At 58.3% G+C, this 17,295-nt stretch carries 18 protein-coding genes and 1 pseudogene; 11 read left to right on the forward strand and 8 right to left on the reverse strand.

Annotated features, from left to right (window positions below; translation table 11 throughout):
* Nucleotides 1-40: 40 nt before the first annotated feature.
* From coaBC to ABIE63_RS09290, 5 genes are read left to right on the forward strand one after another with little or no spacing between them, the layout of a single operon-like run.
* On the forward strand, nucleotides 41-1,255 hold the full coding sequence (coaBC, locus tag ABIE63_RS09270; protein WP_354504158.1) for a bifunctional phosphopantothenoylcysteine decarboxylase/phosphopantothenate--cysteine ligase CoaBC: 1,215 nt from the start codon (nucleotides 41-43) through the stop codon (nucleotides 1,253-1,255).
* Complete coding sequence (gene dut / locus ABIE63_RS09275) at nucleotides 1,252-1,710, forward strand: dUTP diphosphatase (RefSeq protein ID WP_354504159.1); 459 nt, start codon at nucleotides 1,252-1,254, stop codon at nucleotides 1,708-1,710. The genes coaBC and dut overlap by 4 nt, the downstream gene beginning before the upstream one ends.
* Before the next feature lie 19 nt (nucleotides 1,711-1,729).
* Nucleotides 1,730-2,185: an Rrf2 family transcriptional regulator gene (locus tag ABIE63_RS09280; RefSeq protein ID WP_354504160.1), complete on the forward strand. Its 456-nt coding sequence runs from the start codon at nucleotides 1,730-1,732 to the stop codon at nucleotides 2,183-2,185.
* A 29-nt stretch (nucleotides 2,186-2,214) separates the two neighbouring features.
* A complete protein-coding gene (gene cysK, locus ABIE63_RS09285) occupies nucleotides 2,215-3,189 on the forward strand; it encodes a cysteine synthase A (protein WP_354504161.1) in 975 nt (324 codons plus the stop codon).
* A 4-nt stretch (nucleotides 3,190-3,193) separates the two neighbouring features.
* The gene (locus ABIE63_RS09290) at nucleotides 3,194-3,787 is read left to right on the forward strand and encodes a uracil-DNA glycosylase family protein (RefSeq protein WP_354504162.1); all 594 of its coding nucleotides are present in this window, start codon (nucleotides 3,194-3,196) and stop codon (nucleotides 3,785-3,787) included.
* A gap of 149 nt (nucleotides 3,788-3,936) precedes the next feature.
* Here the strand turns inward: ABIE63_RS09290 and ABIE63_RS09295 are convergent, their stop codons facing one another.
* Complete coding sequence (locus ABIE63_RS09295; RefSeq protein ID WP_354504163.1) at nucleotides 3,937-4,746, reverse strand: methyltransferase domain-containing protein; 810 nt, start codon at nucleotides 4,744-4,746, stop codon at nucleotides 3,937-3,939.
* 124 nt (nucleotides 4,747-4,870) lie between these two features.
* Here ABIE63_RS09295 and ABIE63_RS09300 point away from each other — a divergent pair, with 124 nt between their 5' ends.
* Nucleotides 4,871-5,905, forward strand: coding sequence for a helix-turn-helix domain-containing protein (locus tag ABIE63_RS09300; protein WP_354504164.1), 1,035 nt, complete (start codon nucleotides 4,871-4,873; stop codon nucleotides 5,903-5,905).
* 172 nt (nucleotides 5,906-6,077) lie between these two features.
* Here the strand turns inward: ABIE63_RS09300 and ABIE63_RS09305 are convergent, their stop codons facing one another.
* Nucleotides 6,078-6,491 carry a metallopeptidase family protein gene (locus ABIE63_RS09305; RefSeq protein WP_183416088.1) on the reverse strand — a complete coding sequence of 138 codons (414 nt, stop codon included), beginning with the start codon at nucleotides 6,489-6,491 and terminating at the stop codon, nucleotides 6,078-6,080.
* A 77-nt stretch (nucleotides 6,492-6,568) separates the two neighbouring features.
* Here ABIE63_RS09305 and ABIE63_RS09310 point away from each other — a divergent pair.
* Nucleotides 6,569-6,874, forward strand: a pseudogene (locus ABIE63_RS09310) (4a-hydroxytetrahydrobiopterin dehydratase); the annotation flags it as partial.
* Between the two features lie 31 nt (nucleotides 6,875-6,905).
* Here ABIE63_RS09310 and ABIE63_RS09315 read toward each other — a convergent pair.
* Nucleotides 6,906-7,664 (reverse strand): SDR family NAD(P)-dependent oxidoreductase, encoded by a 759-nt coding sequence (locus tag ABIE63_RS09315; RefSeq protein WP_354504165.1) that lies wholly within the window; start codon nucleotides 7,662-7,664, stop codon nucleotides 6,906-6,908.
* Nucleotides 7,665-7,780: 116 nt separating this feature from the next.
* On the opposite strand from ABIE63_RS09315, the gene ABIE63_RS09320 reads away from it, so the two are divergent.
* Complete coding sequence (locus tag ABIE63_RS09320; RefSeq protein ID WP_354504167.1) at nucleotides 7,781-8,158, forward strand: YkvA family protein; 378 nt, start codon at nucleotides 7,781-7,783, stop codon at nucleotides 8,156-8,158.
* A gap of 60 nt (nucleotides 8,159-8,218) precedes the next feature.
* Nucleotides 8,219-8,674 carry a DUF3429 domain-containing protein gene (locus tag ABIE63_RS09325; RefSeq protein ID WP_354504168.1) on the forward strand — a complete coding sequence of 152 codons (456 nt, stop codon included), beginning with the start codon at nucleotides 8,219-8,221 and terminating at the stop codon, nucleotides 8,672-8,674.
* On the opposite strand, the gene ABIE63_RS09330 is transcribed toward ABIE63_RS09325, so the two are convergent.
* The gene (locus ABIE63_RS09330) at nucleotides 8,658-9,593 is read right to left on the reverse strand and encodes a DMT family transporter (protein WP_354504169.1); all 936 of its coding nucleotides are present in this window, start codon (nucleotides 9,591-9,593) and stop codon (nucleotides 8,658-8,660) included. The genes ABIE63_RS09325 and ABIE63_RS09330 overlap by 17 nt on opposite strands.
* 36 nt (nucleotides 9,594-9,629) lie before the next feature.
* Complete coding sequence (locus ABIE63_RS09335) at nucleotides 9,630-10,571, reverse strand: DMT family transporter (RefSeq protein ID WP_354504170.1); 942 nt, start codon at nucleotides 10,569-10,571, stop codon at nucleotides 9,630-9,632.
* Nucleotides 10,572-10,743: 172 nt separating this feature from the next.
* On the opposite strand from ABIE63_RS09335, the gene ABIE63_RS09340 reads away from it, so the two are divergent.
* Complete coding sequence (locus ABIE63_RS09340) at nucleotides 10,744-12,696, forward strand: acetoacetate--CoA ligase (RefSeq protein ID WP_354504171.1); 1,953 nt, start codon at nucleotides 10,744-10,746, stop codon at nucleotides 12,694-12,696.
* 9 nt (nucleotides 12,697-12,705) lie between these two features.
* On the opposite strand, the gene ABIE63_RS09345 is transcribed toward ABIE63_RS09340, so the two are convergent.
* From ABIE63_RS09345 to ABIE63_RS09355, 3 genes are all read right to left on the reverse strand, one after another.
* A complete protein-coding gene (locus ABIE63_RS09345) occupies nucleotides 12,706-13,617 on the reverse strand; it encodes a transglutaminase family protein (RefSeq protein WP_183416096.1) in 912 nt (303 codons plus the stop codon).
* Between the two features lie 88 nt (nucleotides 13,618-13,705).
* Nucleotides 13,706-14,656, reverse strand: coding sequence for an alpha-E domain-containing protein (locus tag ABIE63_RS09350; RefSeq protein WP_354504172.1), 951 nt, complete (start codon nucleotides 14,654-14,656; stop codon nucleotides 13,706-13,708).
* Nucleotides 14,649-16,094 (reverse strand): circularly permuted type 2 ATP-grasp protein, encoded by a 1,446-nt coding sequence (locus tag ABIE63_RS09355; RefSeq protein WP_354504173.1) that lies wholly within the window; start codon nucleotides 16,092-16,094, stop codon nucleotides 14,649-14,651. The genes ABIE63_RS09350 and ABIE63_RS09355 overlap by 8 nt, the downstream gene beginning before the upstream one ends.
* A 283-nt stretch (nucleotides 16,095-16,377) precedes the next feature.
* Here ABIE63_RS09355 and ABIE63_RS09360 point away from each other — a divergent pair, with 283 nt between their 5' ends.
* Nucleotides 16,378-17,292 carry a CoA ester lyase gene (locus ABIE63_RS09360; RefSeq protein ID WP_354504174.1) on the forward strand — a complete coding sequence of 305 codons (915 nt, stop codon included), beginning with the start codon at nucleotides 16,378-16,380 and terminating at the stop codon, nucleotides 17,290-17,292.
* The last annotated feature ends 3 nt before the right edge of the window (nucleotides 17,293-17,295 follow it).

The raw sequence follows: 17,295 nt of genomic DNA on the forward strand, positions 1-17,295 counted from the left end.
TCGGACGATGATGTATACAGGGCAGACTCGAGGACTTTAGATGCTTCAGGGCAAGCGCATACTCTTGATCGTGGCAGGTGGCATCGCCGCCTATAAGAGCCTGGACCTGGTGCGCCGCCTGCGGGAGCGAGGCAGCTCCGTTCGCGCTGTTCTCACAAAAGCGGGTGCAGAGTTCGTCACTCCCTTGTCCCTATCGGCGCTGACGGAGGACAAAGTCTATGGTGACCTTTTCTCGCTGACCGACGAAAAAGAGATGGGCCATATTCAGCTCAGCCGCGACGCAGATCTTCTGGTGGTCGCTCCGGCAACAGCCGATCTTCTGGCCAAGCTAGCCTGCGGCCTAGCCGACGATCTCGCCTCCACAGCCTTATTGGCGACCGACAAACCCGTATTGGCCGCACCCGCCATGAACGTGCGCATGTGGGACCATCCCGCCACCCAGCATAACCTGCGAACCTTGAAAGAGCGTGGTGTGATCTTTGTGGGACCCAACGAAGGCGACATGGCCTGTGGTGAATTCGGACCGGGACGTATGGCCGAACCCCTGGAGATTGTGGCGGCCATCGACACAGCACTTGGTGGCGAAGGTCCTTTGAGTGGTCTGACGGCGATCGTGACCAGCGGCCCGACCCACGAGGCTATCGACCCGGTACGCTACATCGCCAACCGCTCCTCAGGCCGCCAAGGGCACGCCATAGCCGCAGCGCTGGCCGGTTTGGGCGCCAACACGCTGCTCGTCACCGGCCCCGTCTCCCAGCCAGACCCTGCTGGCGTTCGCGTCGCCAAGGTCGAAACGGCGGAAGAGATGCTACGGGCCTGCCAGGAAGGCCTGCCCGCCGATATTTTAGTCTGCGCGGCGGCAGTCGCGGACTGGCGCGTTGCCAAGACGGCGGGGCAGAAGATCAAGAAAGAGGACGGCGGCAAATTGCCGGTGCTGTCACTCACTACCAACCCGGATATTCTGGCCACCCTTTCCAAGCCGGGTCGCAAACGCCCCCGCCTCGTGATTGGTTTTGCCGCCGAGACCGAAAATCTGGAGGCCAACGCCCGCAGTAAACGCGAGCGCAAGGGCTGTGACTGGATACTCGCCAACGACGTTTCGGATACCAATGGCATATTCGGCGGCGCGGAGAACGAGATCCTCGTAATTGATACGGCCGGGCAGGAGTCCTGGCCTCGGATGGACAAACAGGCCGTGGCGCAACGCCTGGCGCAGCGCGTGGCCCAGCATTTTGCCAACAGGAAGAAGAAATGACCCAGAACACCAAGATCGCCGTTGCTGTCCAGCGCCTCCCCCACGGAGAGGACCTACCACTTCCAGCCTACGCGACGAGCGACAGCGCCGGATTGGACCTGATGGCCGCAACGGATGAACCTCTGACGCTGCAGCCGGGGGAGCGGCGGTTGATCCCCACGGGCCTCGCAATGGCGCTGCCGACCGGTTTCGAAGCACAAGTCCGTCCGCGATCGGGACTTGCGCTCAAGCAGGGCATCACCGTGCTCAACAGTCCCGGCACCATCGATGCGGATTATCGCGGCGAAGTCGGAGTCATTTTGATCAACCTGGGACAGGAAGCCTTCACTGTGGAGCGCGGACAACGCATAGCGCAAATGGTCGTTGCCCCCGTTACCCAGCTTGCCTGGCAAGAAGTAAGGAATCTCGAAGACAGCGCCCGCGGCAGCGGGGGTTTTGGCTCAACGGGGCACTGAAGGGCAAAGGTAGGAAAGAATGCTGAGACTCTCCAAGAAGTTGCTCTTTGCAATAGAGGCGGTCGTCGACATCGCCTACAACGCCGGAACGGAGCCGGTGCGCTCCAACGAGATTTCCGAGCGACAGGGTATCCCGAGGCGTTATCTCGAACAGGTGCTGCAACATCTCGTGCAGAATGGTGTCCTGACGGGTCAGCGTGGCCCGCGCGGCGGCTATCGCCTGGCTCGCGAAAGACGGCGCATCACGATTGGTGAAATCATCCGCACCGTTCGGGAATTGGAAGGCACGGGCGACCCGGCCAGCGAAACCGAGGGATCAGAAATCGGCGTCAAGGTCGTTCGCCCGATCTGGACGGAAATGCAGCAGGAAATGATGTCTCGGTTTGATTTGATGACCGTTGAAGATCTTTGCCGAAAAGCCCGAGAGTTACGCATCGAGCGGGATGCGCCGGACATTCCGGATTTCTGCATCTGAATCAAACCAACGACGGAGGACGCATCACGATGCCATCCAAAGGCACCGCCGTGCCCTGTTTCAGAGGGCGCATCTACAACAGCATTCTGGAGACAATAGGCGCAACGCCTCTGATACGCCTCCCGCGCATCGCCAGTACGTATTCCACCAAGGGCGAGATTCTGGCCAAGTGTGAATTCTTCAATCCACTTAGCTCCGTCAAGGATCGCATTGGCATGGCCATGATAGAGGCCATGGAGAAAGACGGGCAGATCACGCCCGGGAAGACCACGATCGTCGAGCCGACCTCCGGCAATACAGGTATTGCGCTGGCCTTTGCCTGCGCCGCCAAGGGGTATCGTCTAATTCTGACCATGCCGGAGACCATGTCTGTCGAGCGTCGCAAGATGCTCCGGTTACTGGGCGCCGAGCTGGAGTTGACCGAGGGCGCCAAAGGTATGCGAGGTGCTATTGCCCGCGCGCAGGAACTGCTCGACGAATTGCCCGACGCGGCGATGCCGCAGCAATTCTCGAACCCTGCCAACCCGGAAATCCATCGAACCACCACCGCCGAGGAAATCTGGGCCGACACCCAGGGCGCCCTCGACGTCTTCATGGGCGGTGTCGGCACCGGCGGCACAATAACCGGCTGCGGACAAGTGCTCAAAGCCCGGAACCCGAAGCTGCGTGTCGTTGCGATCGAACCCGAAGACAGTGCCATCCTTTCCGGCGGCGAACCGGGGCCCCACAAGATTCAGGGGATCGGCGCAGGCTTCGTGCCGGAGAACCTGGATACCAGCGTCATCGACGAGGTGATCTGCATTTCCAATGATCGTGCCTTTGCAATGGCGCGCCAAGCCGCCGTGCTGGAAGGGCTGCCGGTCGGCATTTCCTCCGGCGCCGCGCTGGCCGCGGCGATTGAGGTTGCCCAACGACGCGAAATGGCTGGCAAGCGCATCGTCGTAGTTCTGCCTTCGGGGGCCGAACGTTATCTGACCACTGACCTCTTTGAGGGCTTGGTATAGCACCTTGCCGGACGCATTCGACACTCTGCTGAAGTCGGTTCGAGACTGTCGCATTTGCGCGGCGCACTTACCCTTGGGGCCGCGTCCCGTCGTTCAGGCCAGCCAGACCGCCCGCCTGCTCATTATCGGACAAGCGCCTGGAACCCGCGTTCATGAAACCGGCATCCCTTGGAACGACGCCTCTGGCGAACGCCTTCGCGACTGGCTGCGTCTCGACAGAGACCGCTTCTATGACCCGTGTCAGATCGCTATCGTTCCCATGGGATTTTGCTATCCGGGCCGCGATCCGAAGGGCGGCGACAATCCGCCACGCCCGGAATGTGCGCCCACTTGGCACGCGCCTCTCCTTCGGCATCTGCCACAGGTGGAAGTCACGTTGCTGATCGGTATGCACGCCCAGGCTCGCTATCTGGCAAAAACCCGCAAGAAGACCATGACCGAAACGGTCGCTGCTTTTCGCGAGTACGGACCTGATTTTATTCCGTTGCCCCATCCGTCATGGCGCAACACCGCCTGGATCAAGAGGAATCCCTGGTTCGAGCGCGATACCTTGGTTTACTTGCGCGCACGCATGCAAAAACTTTTCCCAAGCAACTAGTGGTTTGAACCAGACAAAAGAGTCTGTTTCGGTGGCCCCATAGGCTGTGTGACGTACGAGTCTCCAGGCATGGGCCCAGGTATCGGATGCTGTGCCACGTCCGCCGCCGCCACAACTCGAATGGGACATCGGCAACTGGATTATCCGGTTCACCGTCCGCAAACTGCGGACACGGCAAGCGCCGGCATTGGTACTTTGTACTCTCCCTCCACAACGAAGCTTTCGAGTTCGGTTTCCCACGAAGAGTAGATTTCATTCAAGACGGCATCCGTCTGTTGGTCGAGGATGACAGCCGCTCTTGCGGCGAACTTTCTGAAGTGATCGGCGAATTTCCCGGCCGGAGACCTGAAGACAAGAGGAAGCCGACGCACGTCTACCTCTTCGAAACCTGCCTGCTCCAGGGCCTCTCGCATGGCTTCCTCTGATGAAAGGGTAAAAGGAGGCGGCGACGGCGGCACTGCGGACATGTCTGCCAGGCGCTGCATCGTGCCAAAAACGATCCGGAAAAAAGGAGACTCTGGCGGGCCGATCCAATGACTGAGTGCCACGCGCCCTCCGGGTTTCAATACCCGCGCCATCTCGCTGAACAAAGCCTCGGGGCTGCCTACATGCATGAGCCCAAACGAGCAGATAACGGCATCGTATCTGTCATCTTCACGTGGAATGGACTCGGCGTCGCCCACGTCAAAAGCCGCCTTCGGGAAATCTTTTCGGGCCGCATCCACCATCGCCGCGGATGCATCAATGCCTTCTGCAAAGGCACCTAAGGCAACCGCTGCGCCGGCGGCCCTTCCGGTTCCGCAACAAAGATCAAGAACCTGCTTCTTAGGGGTTGTTTCGGCCATCGCTAGGAGTGTTGGAATCGCTTGGGTTGTGACCTGCCCCGTGTAATCGTTGTAGGTCTGCGCACGCGCATTCCAACCCACCATTTCAGCCTCTTTGAATGCTTCATAGGTCATGATTTTCCTCTCCAAGTCCCTTACACTGATCCAGTGTGCTGACCGAAAGCGATTTCTGTTAGGGCTGGATTGGCCAATAGCGGGCCATTTCGGCCATTAATACGCGAGGGAAACCACGGAGATTATGAGTAGGGATTTCACAAGCGACCCACTTCGAATCGACGTCCTTGCTGCGGAAAGTTGTAGAGGCGCAATTCTCTACGGCCTGTATGACCTTTTGGCGTCGGTCGGCACCGCCTGGTCCTACCTGACAGAAGGAACTTTTCAGCCGCCCATGACACGCGTCAGGATCGTTGCGCGCGACAAGGAGCCGTTTCGCTGCATAGGCCGGGTACCGGTCATGCCGGATGCGACTCTTGAGGAAGCCGATGATGCAGAGATCATCTGTCTGCCCAATTTCAGGATTGGGGAGGTAGAAAGGCCAAAGGACGTGCTGGGACCGGAAATCGACTGGATTCTGCGCCGCCACGCATCCGGCGCCCGTCTCGCATGCGCCTGCTCTGGTGCCGCGCTCCTGGCCGATGCCGGCCTGTTGGATGGCGAAGAAGCCACGGCCCACTGGTCAATGAGAGAGATTTTTCGAAAGCGTTGGCCACGCGTAGCGTTTTGCCCGGATCGTACGCTAACCTTCGCAGGGCCAGGAGACTCAATTGTGATGTCCGGCGGGATGGCCTCCTGGGCGGATCTTGCACTCTACGTGATTGCGCGATTTCTTGGGCCCGAACATGCCGCCAAGTCCGCGCGGTTCTACTGCGTCGACCCCCGCCCCGATGGGCAGCGTCACTTTGCGGCACCCATGCGGCGGCTACAGACCGAGGACGCCGTCATCCGGGAATGCCAGGAATGGCTTGCCGACGGATACGGTGAACATGACGCTGTTGCCCGCATGATTGCCCAATCCGGCCTGCCACGACGTACATTCGACCGCCGCTTCCGCGCAGCTACCGGCTACAGTCCAACGGATTACGTGCAGTCCTTGAGAATCGAAGAAGCAAAACAGTTCCTCGAAATGGAAGGGCACAATGTAGAATCAATTGCTGAAGCCGTGGGTTACTCGGACACAAGAGCTTTCCGCCGCCTGTTCAAGAAGATGACCGGGCTAAGCCCTGCGGAGTATCGGCGGCGCTTTTCGAGCAGCGGCTTCCTTTCTCCACGATGAAGTGTCACTCATTCTTTGACGCTTTGCTCTCGTTAAGGCAATCGCCGCCGTCCTAAGTCTTGTCAATGACAGAGCGGGGCGTTTGAGAAGGGCTGCTTAACCAACGATGCGGCCCTGCGCATACCGTCAGCAACAAGCGCGCGTGAGAGTCTCAGGTGTCTGATTCAGACCGCTAGGACACCTGACCTTCGATCCGGTCCATATCGTCGTCTGAGAATCCGAAGTGGTGGCCAATCTCGTGGATCAGCACATGCCTCACGACGTGCATCAGGCTTTCCTCGGTTTCGCACCAATAATCCAGGATCGGCCGTCTATAGAGAAAAATCGTGTCGACGTCTTCAGGCTGATCGCCGACCGACCGCCGCGTCAAATCCACCCCCTGATACAACCCCAATAAATCGAAGGGGCTCTCACAGTCCATGGCCTCCATAGTCTCGTCGTCGGGAAAATCCTGCACCTGCACGACAACACCCTCGCAGTGACGCCGAAGGGAATCCGGCACGCCCGCGTAGCATTCCCGCGCCATCGCCTCTATGTCCGCCAGACTGGGTGGCGTCGTAAAGGGTCTGCTTGCTATGTAGGCCATAACCATTTCCTTTTTGTGACGTCCACCTTGACGATCACGCCGCCAACCGCCGACCCTATTGCCTCAAATCACCGGGCAGGGAGAGATCGATGGTCAAAAAACTTACCGGACCGGAACGCCAGAGCGCTCTCGATCAACTAACAGGCTGGCAGAATGTCGAGGATCGCGACGCCATCAGCAAGAGCTTCAAGTTTCGCTCTTTCATCGAAGCATTTGGCTTCATGTCGCGGGTCGCACTGCACGCCGAAAAACTCAACCACCATCCTGAGTGGAGTAATGTCTACAACCGCGTCGACATTCTACTGACAACGCATGACGTAGATGGGCTTAGTGAATTGGATATGCAACTCGCATCAAAAATCGACCGGGAAGCAAGCCGCTAACATCCAGCGACTGCCTCCGGCGATTGTGGTTTTACTGCATGCGCATTGCGCCATCCAGGCGGATGATATCGGCGTTCAGCATGGCATTCTCACAGATGTGCAGCACCAACCGGGCGAACTCCGACGGGTGTCCAAAACGTGATGGGAAAGGCACCTGTCCGGCAAGATTGTCTTGGACTTCCTGCGGCATGTTCAAAAGGAGCGGCGTTCCGATCAAACCCGGCGCTATGGTTAACACGCGCACACCTGAACGGGCGAACTCGCGCGCGGCGGGCAACATCATACCGTTGATCCCTGCCTTGGATGCCGCATAGGCGACTTGCCCGAGCTGACCTTCGACGCCGGCGATCGAAGACGTCGAGATGATGACGCCGCGTTCCCCATCATCGTTCAGAGGTTCGGCGCCCAGCATATCGGCCGCACAAAGCCGAAGCATGTTGAAGCTACCGATAAGATTAACGGCGATAACCTTTTCAAAGGCATCCAAAGGCATTGCACCGTCTCGGCCGACAATCCGCTTTGCGGGCGCAATTCCGGCGCAATTGACCAAAATCCGACAGGGCCCGTGAGCTTCGCGAGCCTTGGCAACGGCCTCTTCACCGGCGGCGGCGCTGGCAACGTCGCAAGCAAGACCGATACCGCCTATTTCCGCCGCGACCGCCTTTGCCGCTTCCTCATTAACATCCAGGACCGCAACTTTTGCGCCCGATTTGGCCAAATGCCGGGCCGTTTCCGCGCCTAAACCCGAACCCGCACCGGTAACAACCGCGCCTAAACCCTTCACATCCATCGTCACACTCTCCTGTCTAGAACCGCGTTCGGCGGCTTTCAGTCACACTTGGCGGTCTTACTAGCAGAGCGCGCCGCATATTGCGACCGCGAAGCTGCGCGACCATATTTGACACCATGAACGGTCATCAAGATCCAGACGACGACAAACGCTTCCAACGCGACAGCGCGCGTGTTGAAACAGGGTTTTGGCCCAAAGTGCGTCGTGTATTCGGCCGTGTGCCCTTCCTGGAAGACGCAATTGCAGCTTACTTCTGCGCCCGCGATCCGGCGACGCCATTTCAAGTAAAGGCGATCGCGATGGCAGCGCTTGCCTATTTCGTGCTGCCTACTGATGTGGTTCCAGACTTTGTCGCCGGGCTGGGTTACACAGACGATGCGGCGGTATTTTGGGCGGCTTGGCGCAGCGTGGCCAATCACGTCAAACCTGACCATCGTCGGCAGGCCCAGGAGACTCTCGTAAGATTGCAGTCGGGGAAAACCCCCGAAGACTGATAGTCTGCAGGGTAATAACGGTTTATGTCGGTGAACCTGCGCCGATTGTGGAGAGATTGCATGGCCTTGACTGAGGTTCCACGCCCCGCACTAACCTTGGGTGTCGTCGGTCTGTTTCCCTTTTTGATCGGCGCAGCCGGTAGCTGGCTTTTGCCTGACCCCTATAATTTCCTGGCCGCACAAGCGGGGTTGGTTTACGCGCCGGTGATCGTGACATTTCTCGGCGCGGTGCATTGGGGGTACGCAATGGCTGACGGCAAAAGCGCCATGTCTTTTGCCCGCCTTGGGTTTTCCATACTGCCGGCATTGGTGTCCTGGGTTGCGCTACTGTCACATCCGACGCCGGCGCTAATCCTGATGGCCGCTTGTTTCTCCGCGCTCTATCTCGCCGATGTACGCGCTATTCAAACCGGTCGGTTTCCCGCTTGGTATAGAGACTTACGGCGACCACTGACCATCGTGGTGTTGCTCTGCCTTTTGAGCCTGCTGATTTTCTCACTCAGGATGAACGCTTGACGGCTGCGGCTCGCGACTCGCTTCGCGCGATGTGATATGTGCTGCCGACGATCACCGCCGCCCCCAAACCGGTCCAAATCGTCGGTATCTCACCAAATATGTAGAAACCCAGGGCGGAAGCGATGATGATTTTCGAGTAATCAAAGGGTGAAACGAAGGTCGCCTCCCCAACCTTGTAGGCCCGGAGCAGGAAGGACTGGGCGCCAGCACCGATCACGCCGATCGCCGCGAGGACCAGCCACTGCAAGACGGTGGGATCACGCCAGGCAATCAAAGCTGGAATACTCGTGGTCACCAGCGACGCAATGCAAAAATAGGTCAAAAGAACCGTCGTACTTTCCTCGCGCGGCATCATCTTGACCAGCACCACCGAGAGGCCAATCCCAAAAGCCATAAGCAAGGCGACCAGCATCACTGGATCAAAGCTGTGATGCCCAGGCCGCACCATCAGCAGGACGCCGCAAAATCCTATAGCCGTGGCCAGCCAGCGCTGCCACGCGACCGGCTCCTTCAACAGAATCACGGCCAGCAGGATGGTAAAGAGTGGTTGGGTGAAGCCAAGCGCGGCGACATCGGCCAACGGCAAATGAGCCACCGCATAGAAACCGCACATCATGGCCACGCTTCCGATTACACCGCGCAGCAAATGAATACCGGGATGCCGGGTGCGAAAGGCTTTTGGGCCAGCCTTCCAGATGAAAGGCAGCAGAATGAAAAGCGCAAAGAATGCGCGCGCCATGGCAATCTGAAAGGGATCCAGGCCATCATAGGCCAGATACTTGATAAGAGCGCCGTTGATGGCAAATCCAAGCGCGCCTAGAACCATCCAACAGGCGCCTCTCGCATTGGGTGTCAGCCGCGCGAAGCGCAGTACAATGCTACTGGAAGTTGGCTTCTCGGTCATTGTGGTTTGTGTCATGCCCCCCGCCACGGTCCGTTCCACAGACCATCTGATTTACCGTCCACGCGGCGAAACCGTAGCAGCCCCCTTTGCACGCCCCTCCGCGCTGGCCCTGGCTTCCCGTCGCGCAATGTACAAGCTGGAAGCAGCAATTACCGCTGCGCCTACCCACGTCCACACGTCACTCGTTTGTCCAAAGAAAAAATACGCCAATACGGCGATAAAAGGGAGTCTTGAATAATCGAAAGGTAGAATTGCCGATGCATCGGCGGAGGCATAGGCACGAGTGATGAAAATATGAGCGACGACAGCGAAGAACCCTAGAGCCACCATCAACATCCAAACTTCGAACGATGGCCAGCGCCAGACAAAGAGTGCCGGCAACAGAGACAGGGGGGTCAGCAACAAGTTCATAAATAATACAACCGCCGCAGGTGTTTCCGTATCCGAGAGGCGCTTCACGCATATTACCGAAACAGCCATGAACGCGGCGGCAATCACCGGCAGTGACATCAGGGGAGTCAGTTCCATGAAGCCCGGGCGCAGGATTATCAACACGCCGATAAACCCAACAAGCGTTGCGCTCCACCGACGCAGCCGGACACGCTCGCGCAGGATTACCGCCGCACCGATCGTCGCAAAGAGCGGCACTGTGAAATTCAGCGCGACCGCCTCGGCCAGAGGCAACATGGCAACCGAGGTGAACCAGAAGAGCATCGCACAAAGGCCAAAACCGGCGCGTGTTGCATGCAAGCCGAGGCGTTTTGTTTTCAGCGCGGTGGACCAATGCGATGCCAACCAAGGCAACATGAAGATCAGAGCGAAGAGGTTGCGGAAGAATGCCACCTGTATCGGGTGCAACTCTGCGGCACCAAGCCGCACGAATATGTTCATGATCGAGAACCCCAAACAGGCAACGATCATGTAAAACGCACCTTGAACCGGACCGCTACAGGTACCGAAGCGGTCTTTCGCCGACCTAATCAATTTTGGCATGATGGCCGCAAGAGTAACGACGCTTGCACCCAGGCGCTATACTCGCAAACGCAAAGCACCGTTGCGTGACAGGACTAGCGCCGCCTTGGCAGGTGCGCGTACTTTGCATAGTGTTCCGCATATGCCGAATCACCGGTCGTCTTGGCCCGTCGAACCGCAGGAGTAGATACCTATGAATCAGCCGCTCTGGCAACCGACACCCGAACGCAAGGAAGGCGCAAACATCTCTGCCTTCATGGAGCAATTGAAGCGGGACTGGGGTGTCGAGTTGTCCGACTACGCTGAACTCTATGACTGGTCGGTCAAAGAAATCGAGAAGTTCTGGAGCAGTGTTTGGACCTTCGGCAAGGTGGTCGCCGAAACCCGGGGCGACAGGATACTGGTGGACGGAACCAAGATGCCGGGCGCGGCGTTCTTCCCGGATGCACGTTTGAATTTTGCGCAGAATCTTTTGCGCGGACGCGGCCCCGAGGACGCTATCGTGTTTTGGGGTGAGGACAAGGTTAAACGTCGACTCTCCCACGACGCCTTGAATGCGCTGGTCAGCCGATTGCAACAACGCCTGCAAGATCTGGGCGTCGGAGAAGGCGATCGTGTCGCCGGCTTCATGCCCAACATGCCTGAAACCGTTGCCGCCATGCTGGCGACCGCATCGCTTGGTGCGGTTTGGTCGTCGTGCTCCCCGGATTTCGGCGTACAAGGGGTTCTCGATCGGTTCGGCCAGATTGAACCGAAGGTGCTGTTCTGCCCGGACGGCTATTATTACAACGGCAAAGCCGTCGATTCCCTAGCCCGGGTCGCTGAGTTCTCGAAGGAGATACCCAGTCTCAACGGAATCATTGTCTGCCCGTACCTGAATGAAGAGCCGGATGTTTCCGCAATTGCCAAGGCCATGACATTGACGCAGGCCATCTCGGGTAAAACCGCAAACCCGATCCAATACCGGCACGTAGCCTTCAATGCACCGCTCTACATCATGTTTTCGAGCGGAACGACAGGAAAACCCAAGTGCATTGTCCACGGCGTCGGCGGAACGCTGCTTCAGCACATCAAGGAGCACAAACTGCAGTGCGACGTGAAACCGGGCGACCGCGTGTTCTACTTCACGACCTGCGGGTGGATGATGTGGAACTGGTTGGTTTCCGGATTGGCAGCGGAAGCCACCCTTTTGCTCTACGACGGGTCGCCTTTTCATCCGGCCCCGGAGATTCTTTTCGACTACATGGACGCCGAGCGAGGAACGCTCTTTGGCACCTCGGCCAAATTTATCGATTCCTTGAAGAATGCCGGAGCCGACCCGAAGTCGAGCCATGATCTCTCCAGCATTCGAATCATCGCCTCCACCGGATCCCCGTTGGTCGCCGAGGGATTCGACTACGTATACGCACACATCAAGGAAGATGTCTGCCTGGCCTCCATCGCCGGTGGCACGGACATAATCAGTTGCTTTGTGGCAGGCAATCCGATCGGCGCGGTCTGGCGCGGTGAGATTCAGGCCCGCTGCCTGGGCATGGCTGTCGAGGTCTTCGACGATGAAGGTCAGCCGACGAGAGGCAAGAAGGGGGAACTGGTCTGCACCCGCCCCTTCCCTTCAATGCCGATTTACTTTTGGAACGATCCCGACGGCGCGCGTTATCACAGCGCCTATTTCGAGCGTTATGACAATATCTGGTGCCAGGGTGATTTCGCCGAGATCACCGAACACGATGGGGTTATTATCTATGGCCGTTCGGATGCGACCCTGAATCCCGGCGGCGTTCGCATCGGCACGGCGGAGATTTATCGTCAGGTGGAGAAACTGCCGGAGATCGACGAATCCCTGGTCATTGGTCAGGACTGGCAAGGCGACGTTCGTGTCGTATTGTTCGTCCGATTGGCGGCCGGAGCCGTGTTGGACGAGGACCTGATAAAACGCATCAAGACACAGGTCCGCACCGGCGCGACACCGCGACACGTTCCGGCCAAGGTCGTCGCGGTAGCCGATATCCCACGTACGAAATCCGGAAAGATCGTCGAGCTTGCCGTGCGCGATGTCGTCCACGGCCGGGCGGTGAAGAACAAGGATGCTCTCGCCAACCCCGAAGCGCTCGACCTCTACGTGGGACTTGCCGAACTTCAGGAATAACCGGGGACGTCAGCGGTCGGATGCGCTGGCCATGGGGGCTGGCGCACCGCTTGTGGTGACGGTTACCTCGGCCTCCATTTCAATGAAATCGTCACGGTCGCCAAAATAGCTGCCGGAAAACGGTAAGGCCTGCGCCGGGTCGCGTGCCACACCAACACGGATCAGGTTACTACCACCGATGATTCCATTCGTCGGATCGCATTCCACCCAACCGGGGCCCGGCAGATAAACCTGCACCCAGGCATGAGTCGCACCGGCGCCGACCGTGCCGTTGTCGCCGCCTTCCAAGGCCGGATCGTAGAGGTAACCGGTTACGAAACGTGCGGCCATGCCCAACGAGCGCAACGCCTCCATCATGAAAAGCGCGTAGTCACGGCAGGTTCCAGTTTGCCTTGCCAGCGTTTCCAACGGCGCTTGCACGCCTTCGTCCTCACGCGGAATGTACTGAAACTCGTTGCGTATTTGTTTGGTAATCTGCTCCAGGAGGATCCAGATATCGGTCGGCCCGGTTTCATTGCGGAACTTTCTCGCCCAGGCATCTATTTTTTTCTCCGAATCATGGTACTGCCGCTCGATCGTGCGGGCCAGATCGGGGTACTCCTCGGACGAGTAGGAAATCGGCAGGGTCCGAGCCGCCGGGTCCAACGGAAACTCAAACTCGCTGCTGCCATAATGTTCGACCATGATCATGCTGTCGACGAACAGCTCCTCGGCCGGCTCCTCGAATGTGGCAATGGCAACGGAATTGCCAAAGACGTCATGGAACCAGCGCAGCTCCGGTTGCGGCTTTATGATCAAGCCCGATGAAATGACACGGATGTCATGACTGTCCCTGGGCCGGAACATCATACGATGCGGCCCAAAACGCACGGGCTTCTTGTAGCTGTAACGGGTGGTGTGGCGGATCGTCAGCAAGCGCATTTGCGCTACTCGCTTCGCTGCTTTTGTAGAGGGCCTCACTTCTAACCCCGACTCCCCTCCGACCGCAAGCCGTGATCGTCACGCGGCTTCAGTGGAAGAACTGCGCGTCAATAGCGTTTGAAAGCTCTACCAGCAGAAACTGAATGCGGTCCATCAAACGATTCACGTGATCGCCGCGGTCCTCATCGTCGGCTGGTTGGCAGGCAAGTCGGTTCAGTTCCTTCAGTTTTTCTTTGATATCGGTGGAAGCCGTCAGCCCGTACTCCCGCTGCAACTCGGCAACGAGTTCCTCCAGTTCGCGCACGCAAGTGGTGATCGATCGTGGAAAGGCCGGATCGCAGAGGAAGAACCTGAGTACATCGGCTGCTATCATGCCGCGCGGATGCACGCGTCTGAATGCGTGGTATCCGGCGCCCGAGCGCAACAGGGTGTTCCAAAGGCTGGCGTCCGACGCCGGATCCTCGGTCGACGGGGCGATATCCGACGACGGGCGTCGATACTTTATGTCGAGCAGGCGTGACGTTTGATCGGCGCGTTCCAGATAGCGGCCAAGGTTATAGAAATGCCAGCCCTCGTCCCGATAATAGGTGCCCTCGGTGATGCCTGCGTGAGCCTGGCAGCTTTCCTTGACCTCCGAGCAGACAAGCGAAAGTTTCTCCAGGGCCAGGTCCTTGCTACGCAAACCGGTCAGGCGCCCATGGAACACGTTCACCTGTGTCCACATCTCAGTCGAGATCAGGTGGCGAAGTGCGCGTGCGTTTTCGCGTGCCTGGTGGACCGACGCAATGATCGATGTCGGGTTTTTACGATCCAGTAAATAGAAATGCACAACGTTGTCCGCACTGGCCTCGTTATGAATTTTGAAGAAGCGCTCCTCGTCGTCATTGAGTTGTAGAATCGGCAACCAATCGCGTGCTCCCAAACGGTCCCGTGCAAAGGATTCGTTGACCTGGAGGATGCGCGCCAAGTTCTCGGCCCGCTCCATGTACCGCGCGAGCCAGAAGAGATTGGAGGCGAAACGTGAAAGAAGCCTACTCAAGGACCCAGGTATCCTTCGATCCACCGCCTTGCGACGAGTTAACCACCAGCGATCCCTTCTTCAACGCCACCCGCGTAAGCCCGCCCGGCAGCACCCAGGTATCCTTCCCGGTAACCGCGAAGGGTCTCAGATCGACGTGGCGCGGCACAACTTCGCCATTGAGCAGGGTTGGGCTGACTGAAAGGCTGATCACGGGCTGACTGATATAGTTGGCAGGGTCGGCCTTTACTTGCGCGCGCAAGGCGTCCAATTCCGCCGCGCTTGCCTGCGGGCCGACCACAACGCCGTAACCGCCTGCCTCGCCCACCGGTTTGACGACAAGTTCGCTCAAATGATCGAGCGTGTACTTCAGCGCTTCCGGCTCCGCGCAGATGTGTGTCTCGACATTATCCAGGATTGCCTCCTCATCCAGGTAGTAGCGGATGATGCGGGGCATATAGGCATAGACCGCTTTATCGTCGGCAACCCCGGTCCCAACCGCATTCGCGAGTGTTACCCGGCCCTTGGCATAGGCCCGCATCAATCCAGGGACACCAAGCGCGGAATCCTTGCGAAATGCCTTTGGGTCCAGAAAGTCATCGTTGATACGACGGTAAACCACATCGACCCGGATCGGGCCGGCGACCGTGCGCATATAGAGGCAATCATCGTCATCAACGAAAAGGTCTTGCCCCTCGACCAGCGGAACGCCCATTTCCCGAGCCAGGAAAACATGCTCGAAATAAGCCGAATTATAGAAGCCAGGCGAAAGCAGCACGACCTGTGGATTATCAATGTTCGCCGGCGCGACTTCGGCCAAAGCATTTTGCAGATGTAATCCATAATCGCTGACCCTGCGGATCCCGATGTTGTCCATCAGGTCTGGGAATGTTCGCAGCATCAGGTGGCGGTTCTCCACAACATAAGAAACGCCCGACGGACAGCGCGCATTGTCCTCCAGCACCTTGAAGGCACCTGCCTCATCACGCACCACGTCAATGCCGCAGATGTGCACATAGGTCCCCTGCGGCAGGTCCAGCCCTTGCATTACCTTCTGGTAATTGGCGTTCGTGAGGACCAGCTCCGCCGGGATGACACCGTCCTTTAGAATTTTCTGGTCGTGGTAGATGTCTGCCAGGAACAGATTCAGAGCTTTGACCCTCTGGCGTACGCCACGATCAATCACCGCCCAATCAGCGGCTGTGATGACACGAGGTATCACATCGAACGGCAGTATCCGGTCAATGGCTTCTGCGTCGCTGTAAACGGTGAAGGTGATTCCGAGATTGTAGAGCTCTCGCTCGGCATTGCGCGCCCTGCGTTCCAGGCTTTGCAGACCGATTTTGTCCAACAGTCTGCAAATCTCGACCGTTCCAGGCTGGTTTTCCCCTACCCGGCCCGTCAGTTCACAGAAAAAACTCTGATGATCGTAATTGGTAAGCACAGCACGACGGCTCATGACACCTCACTTTCCAGATTACGGAAGAAGGACCAAGTAACCGCTTTGCTATCCCCTGTTCTCATAGCGCACTTTTCATAATGCATTGTCTATAATGGTAGAATGCTGCGCTGCAAAATACAATGATCGCCTAATTTCCCCAGTGTCAGCCAGAAATCGGCTTCACCTCGACGCCCATGCTGCTTAGACTTCGCCGCGGTCTTGAGGCATTAATCAGAAGTTCAAAAGCAGGCGCACCGGAGTTTGAAGCGACTGCCGCCGCCGGAAGAGAAACATAACGACCATGTCCGACAAGCCACTATCCTCTCAGCTTTGCCGTTGCTGGCTGTTCCTGCCGGCCGGCGACCCGCTGAAAACTTTGCTGGCCGCCGCTGATAGCCCGGCCGATGCGCTGATTGCGGAATTCGAGGATTTCACCGCCCCCGAAAAGAGGCCCGCAGCTCGCGCGCAACTGTCCAAGGTGATTGAAGCCTGGCGGGCTGCTGGGAAACGCACCGCCGCCCGTATCAATCCCTTATCCGACGCCGACGGTTTGCGTGACCTAGAGGCGGTAATGGCGGCGGGCGTCGACGTTGTGGCCTTGCCAAAGGTGTCGATGCCGGGTCATGTCACCCAACTGGGAGAAGCGGTCGGCGCGCAGGAGCGAAAATTGGGCCGCCCCATCGGCAGCACCGAACTGCTGCCAAACATAGAAAGCGCAGCCGGACTGGTCCGCACCATAGATATCGTTACCGCGTCGCCCCGTGTGGAGGCGGCGCTCGTTGCGTCCGAGGACATGGCCAACGACCTGCAATGTGAACGCGGTCGCGACGGTTCCGAACTCCGCTACGTGCGGGAGCGTTTCCTGGTTGAATGCCGGGCGGCGGGGATACAGCCGATCGATTGTCCCTATACCTGGACGGACCTGGAAGGCGTGGCCGCCGATTCGGCCTATGCCAGACGCCTGGGCTACACGTCCAAGAGCGCCGTAAGCCTGGAACATGCCATGACGATTCAGACAGCGCTTACACCTGGAGCAGAGGCCATCGAGCAGGCGCGCCTTAAGGTTCGTGCCTTCGAAGCCGCGCGACAGCGTGGCGAAGGCCGTGTGGAAGTGGCGGGCTCGCTTGTCGAGATGCCGATCTACGCGGAAGCGCAACGCCTGTTAAAGCGCGCGGCGCTTTACGGTCTCCTTAACGATGATGACCAGGAGGAATAACCG

The organism is Limibacillus sp. MBR-115, from assembly GCF_040549425.1.
Classification (GTDB): Bacteria; Pseudomonadota; Alphaproteobacteria; order Kiloniellales; family CECT-8803; genus Limibacillus; species Limibacillus halophilus.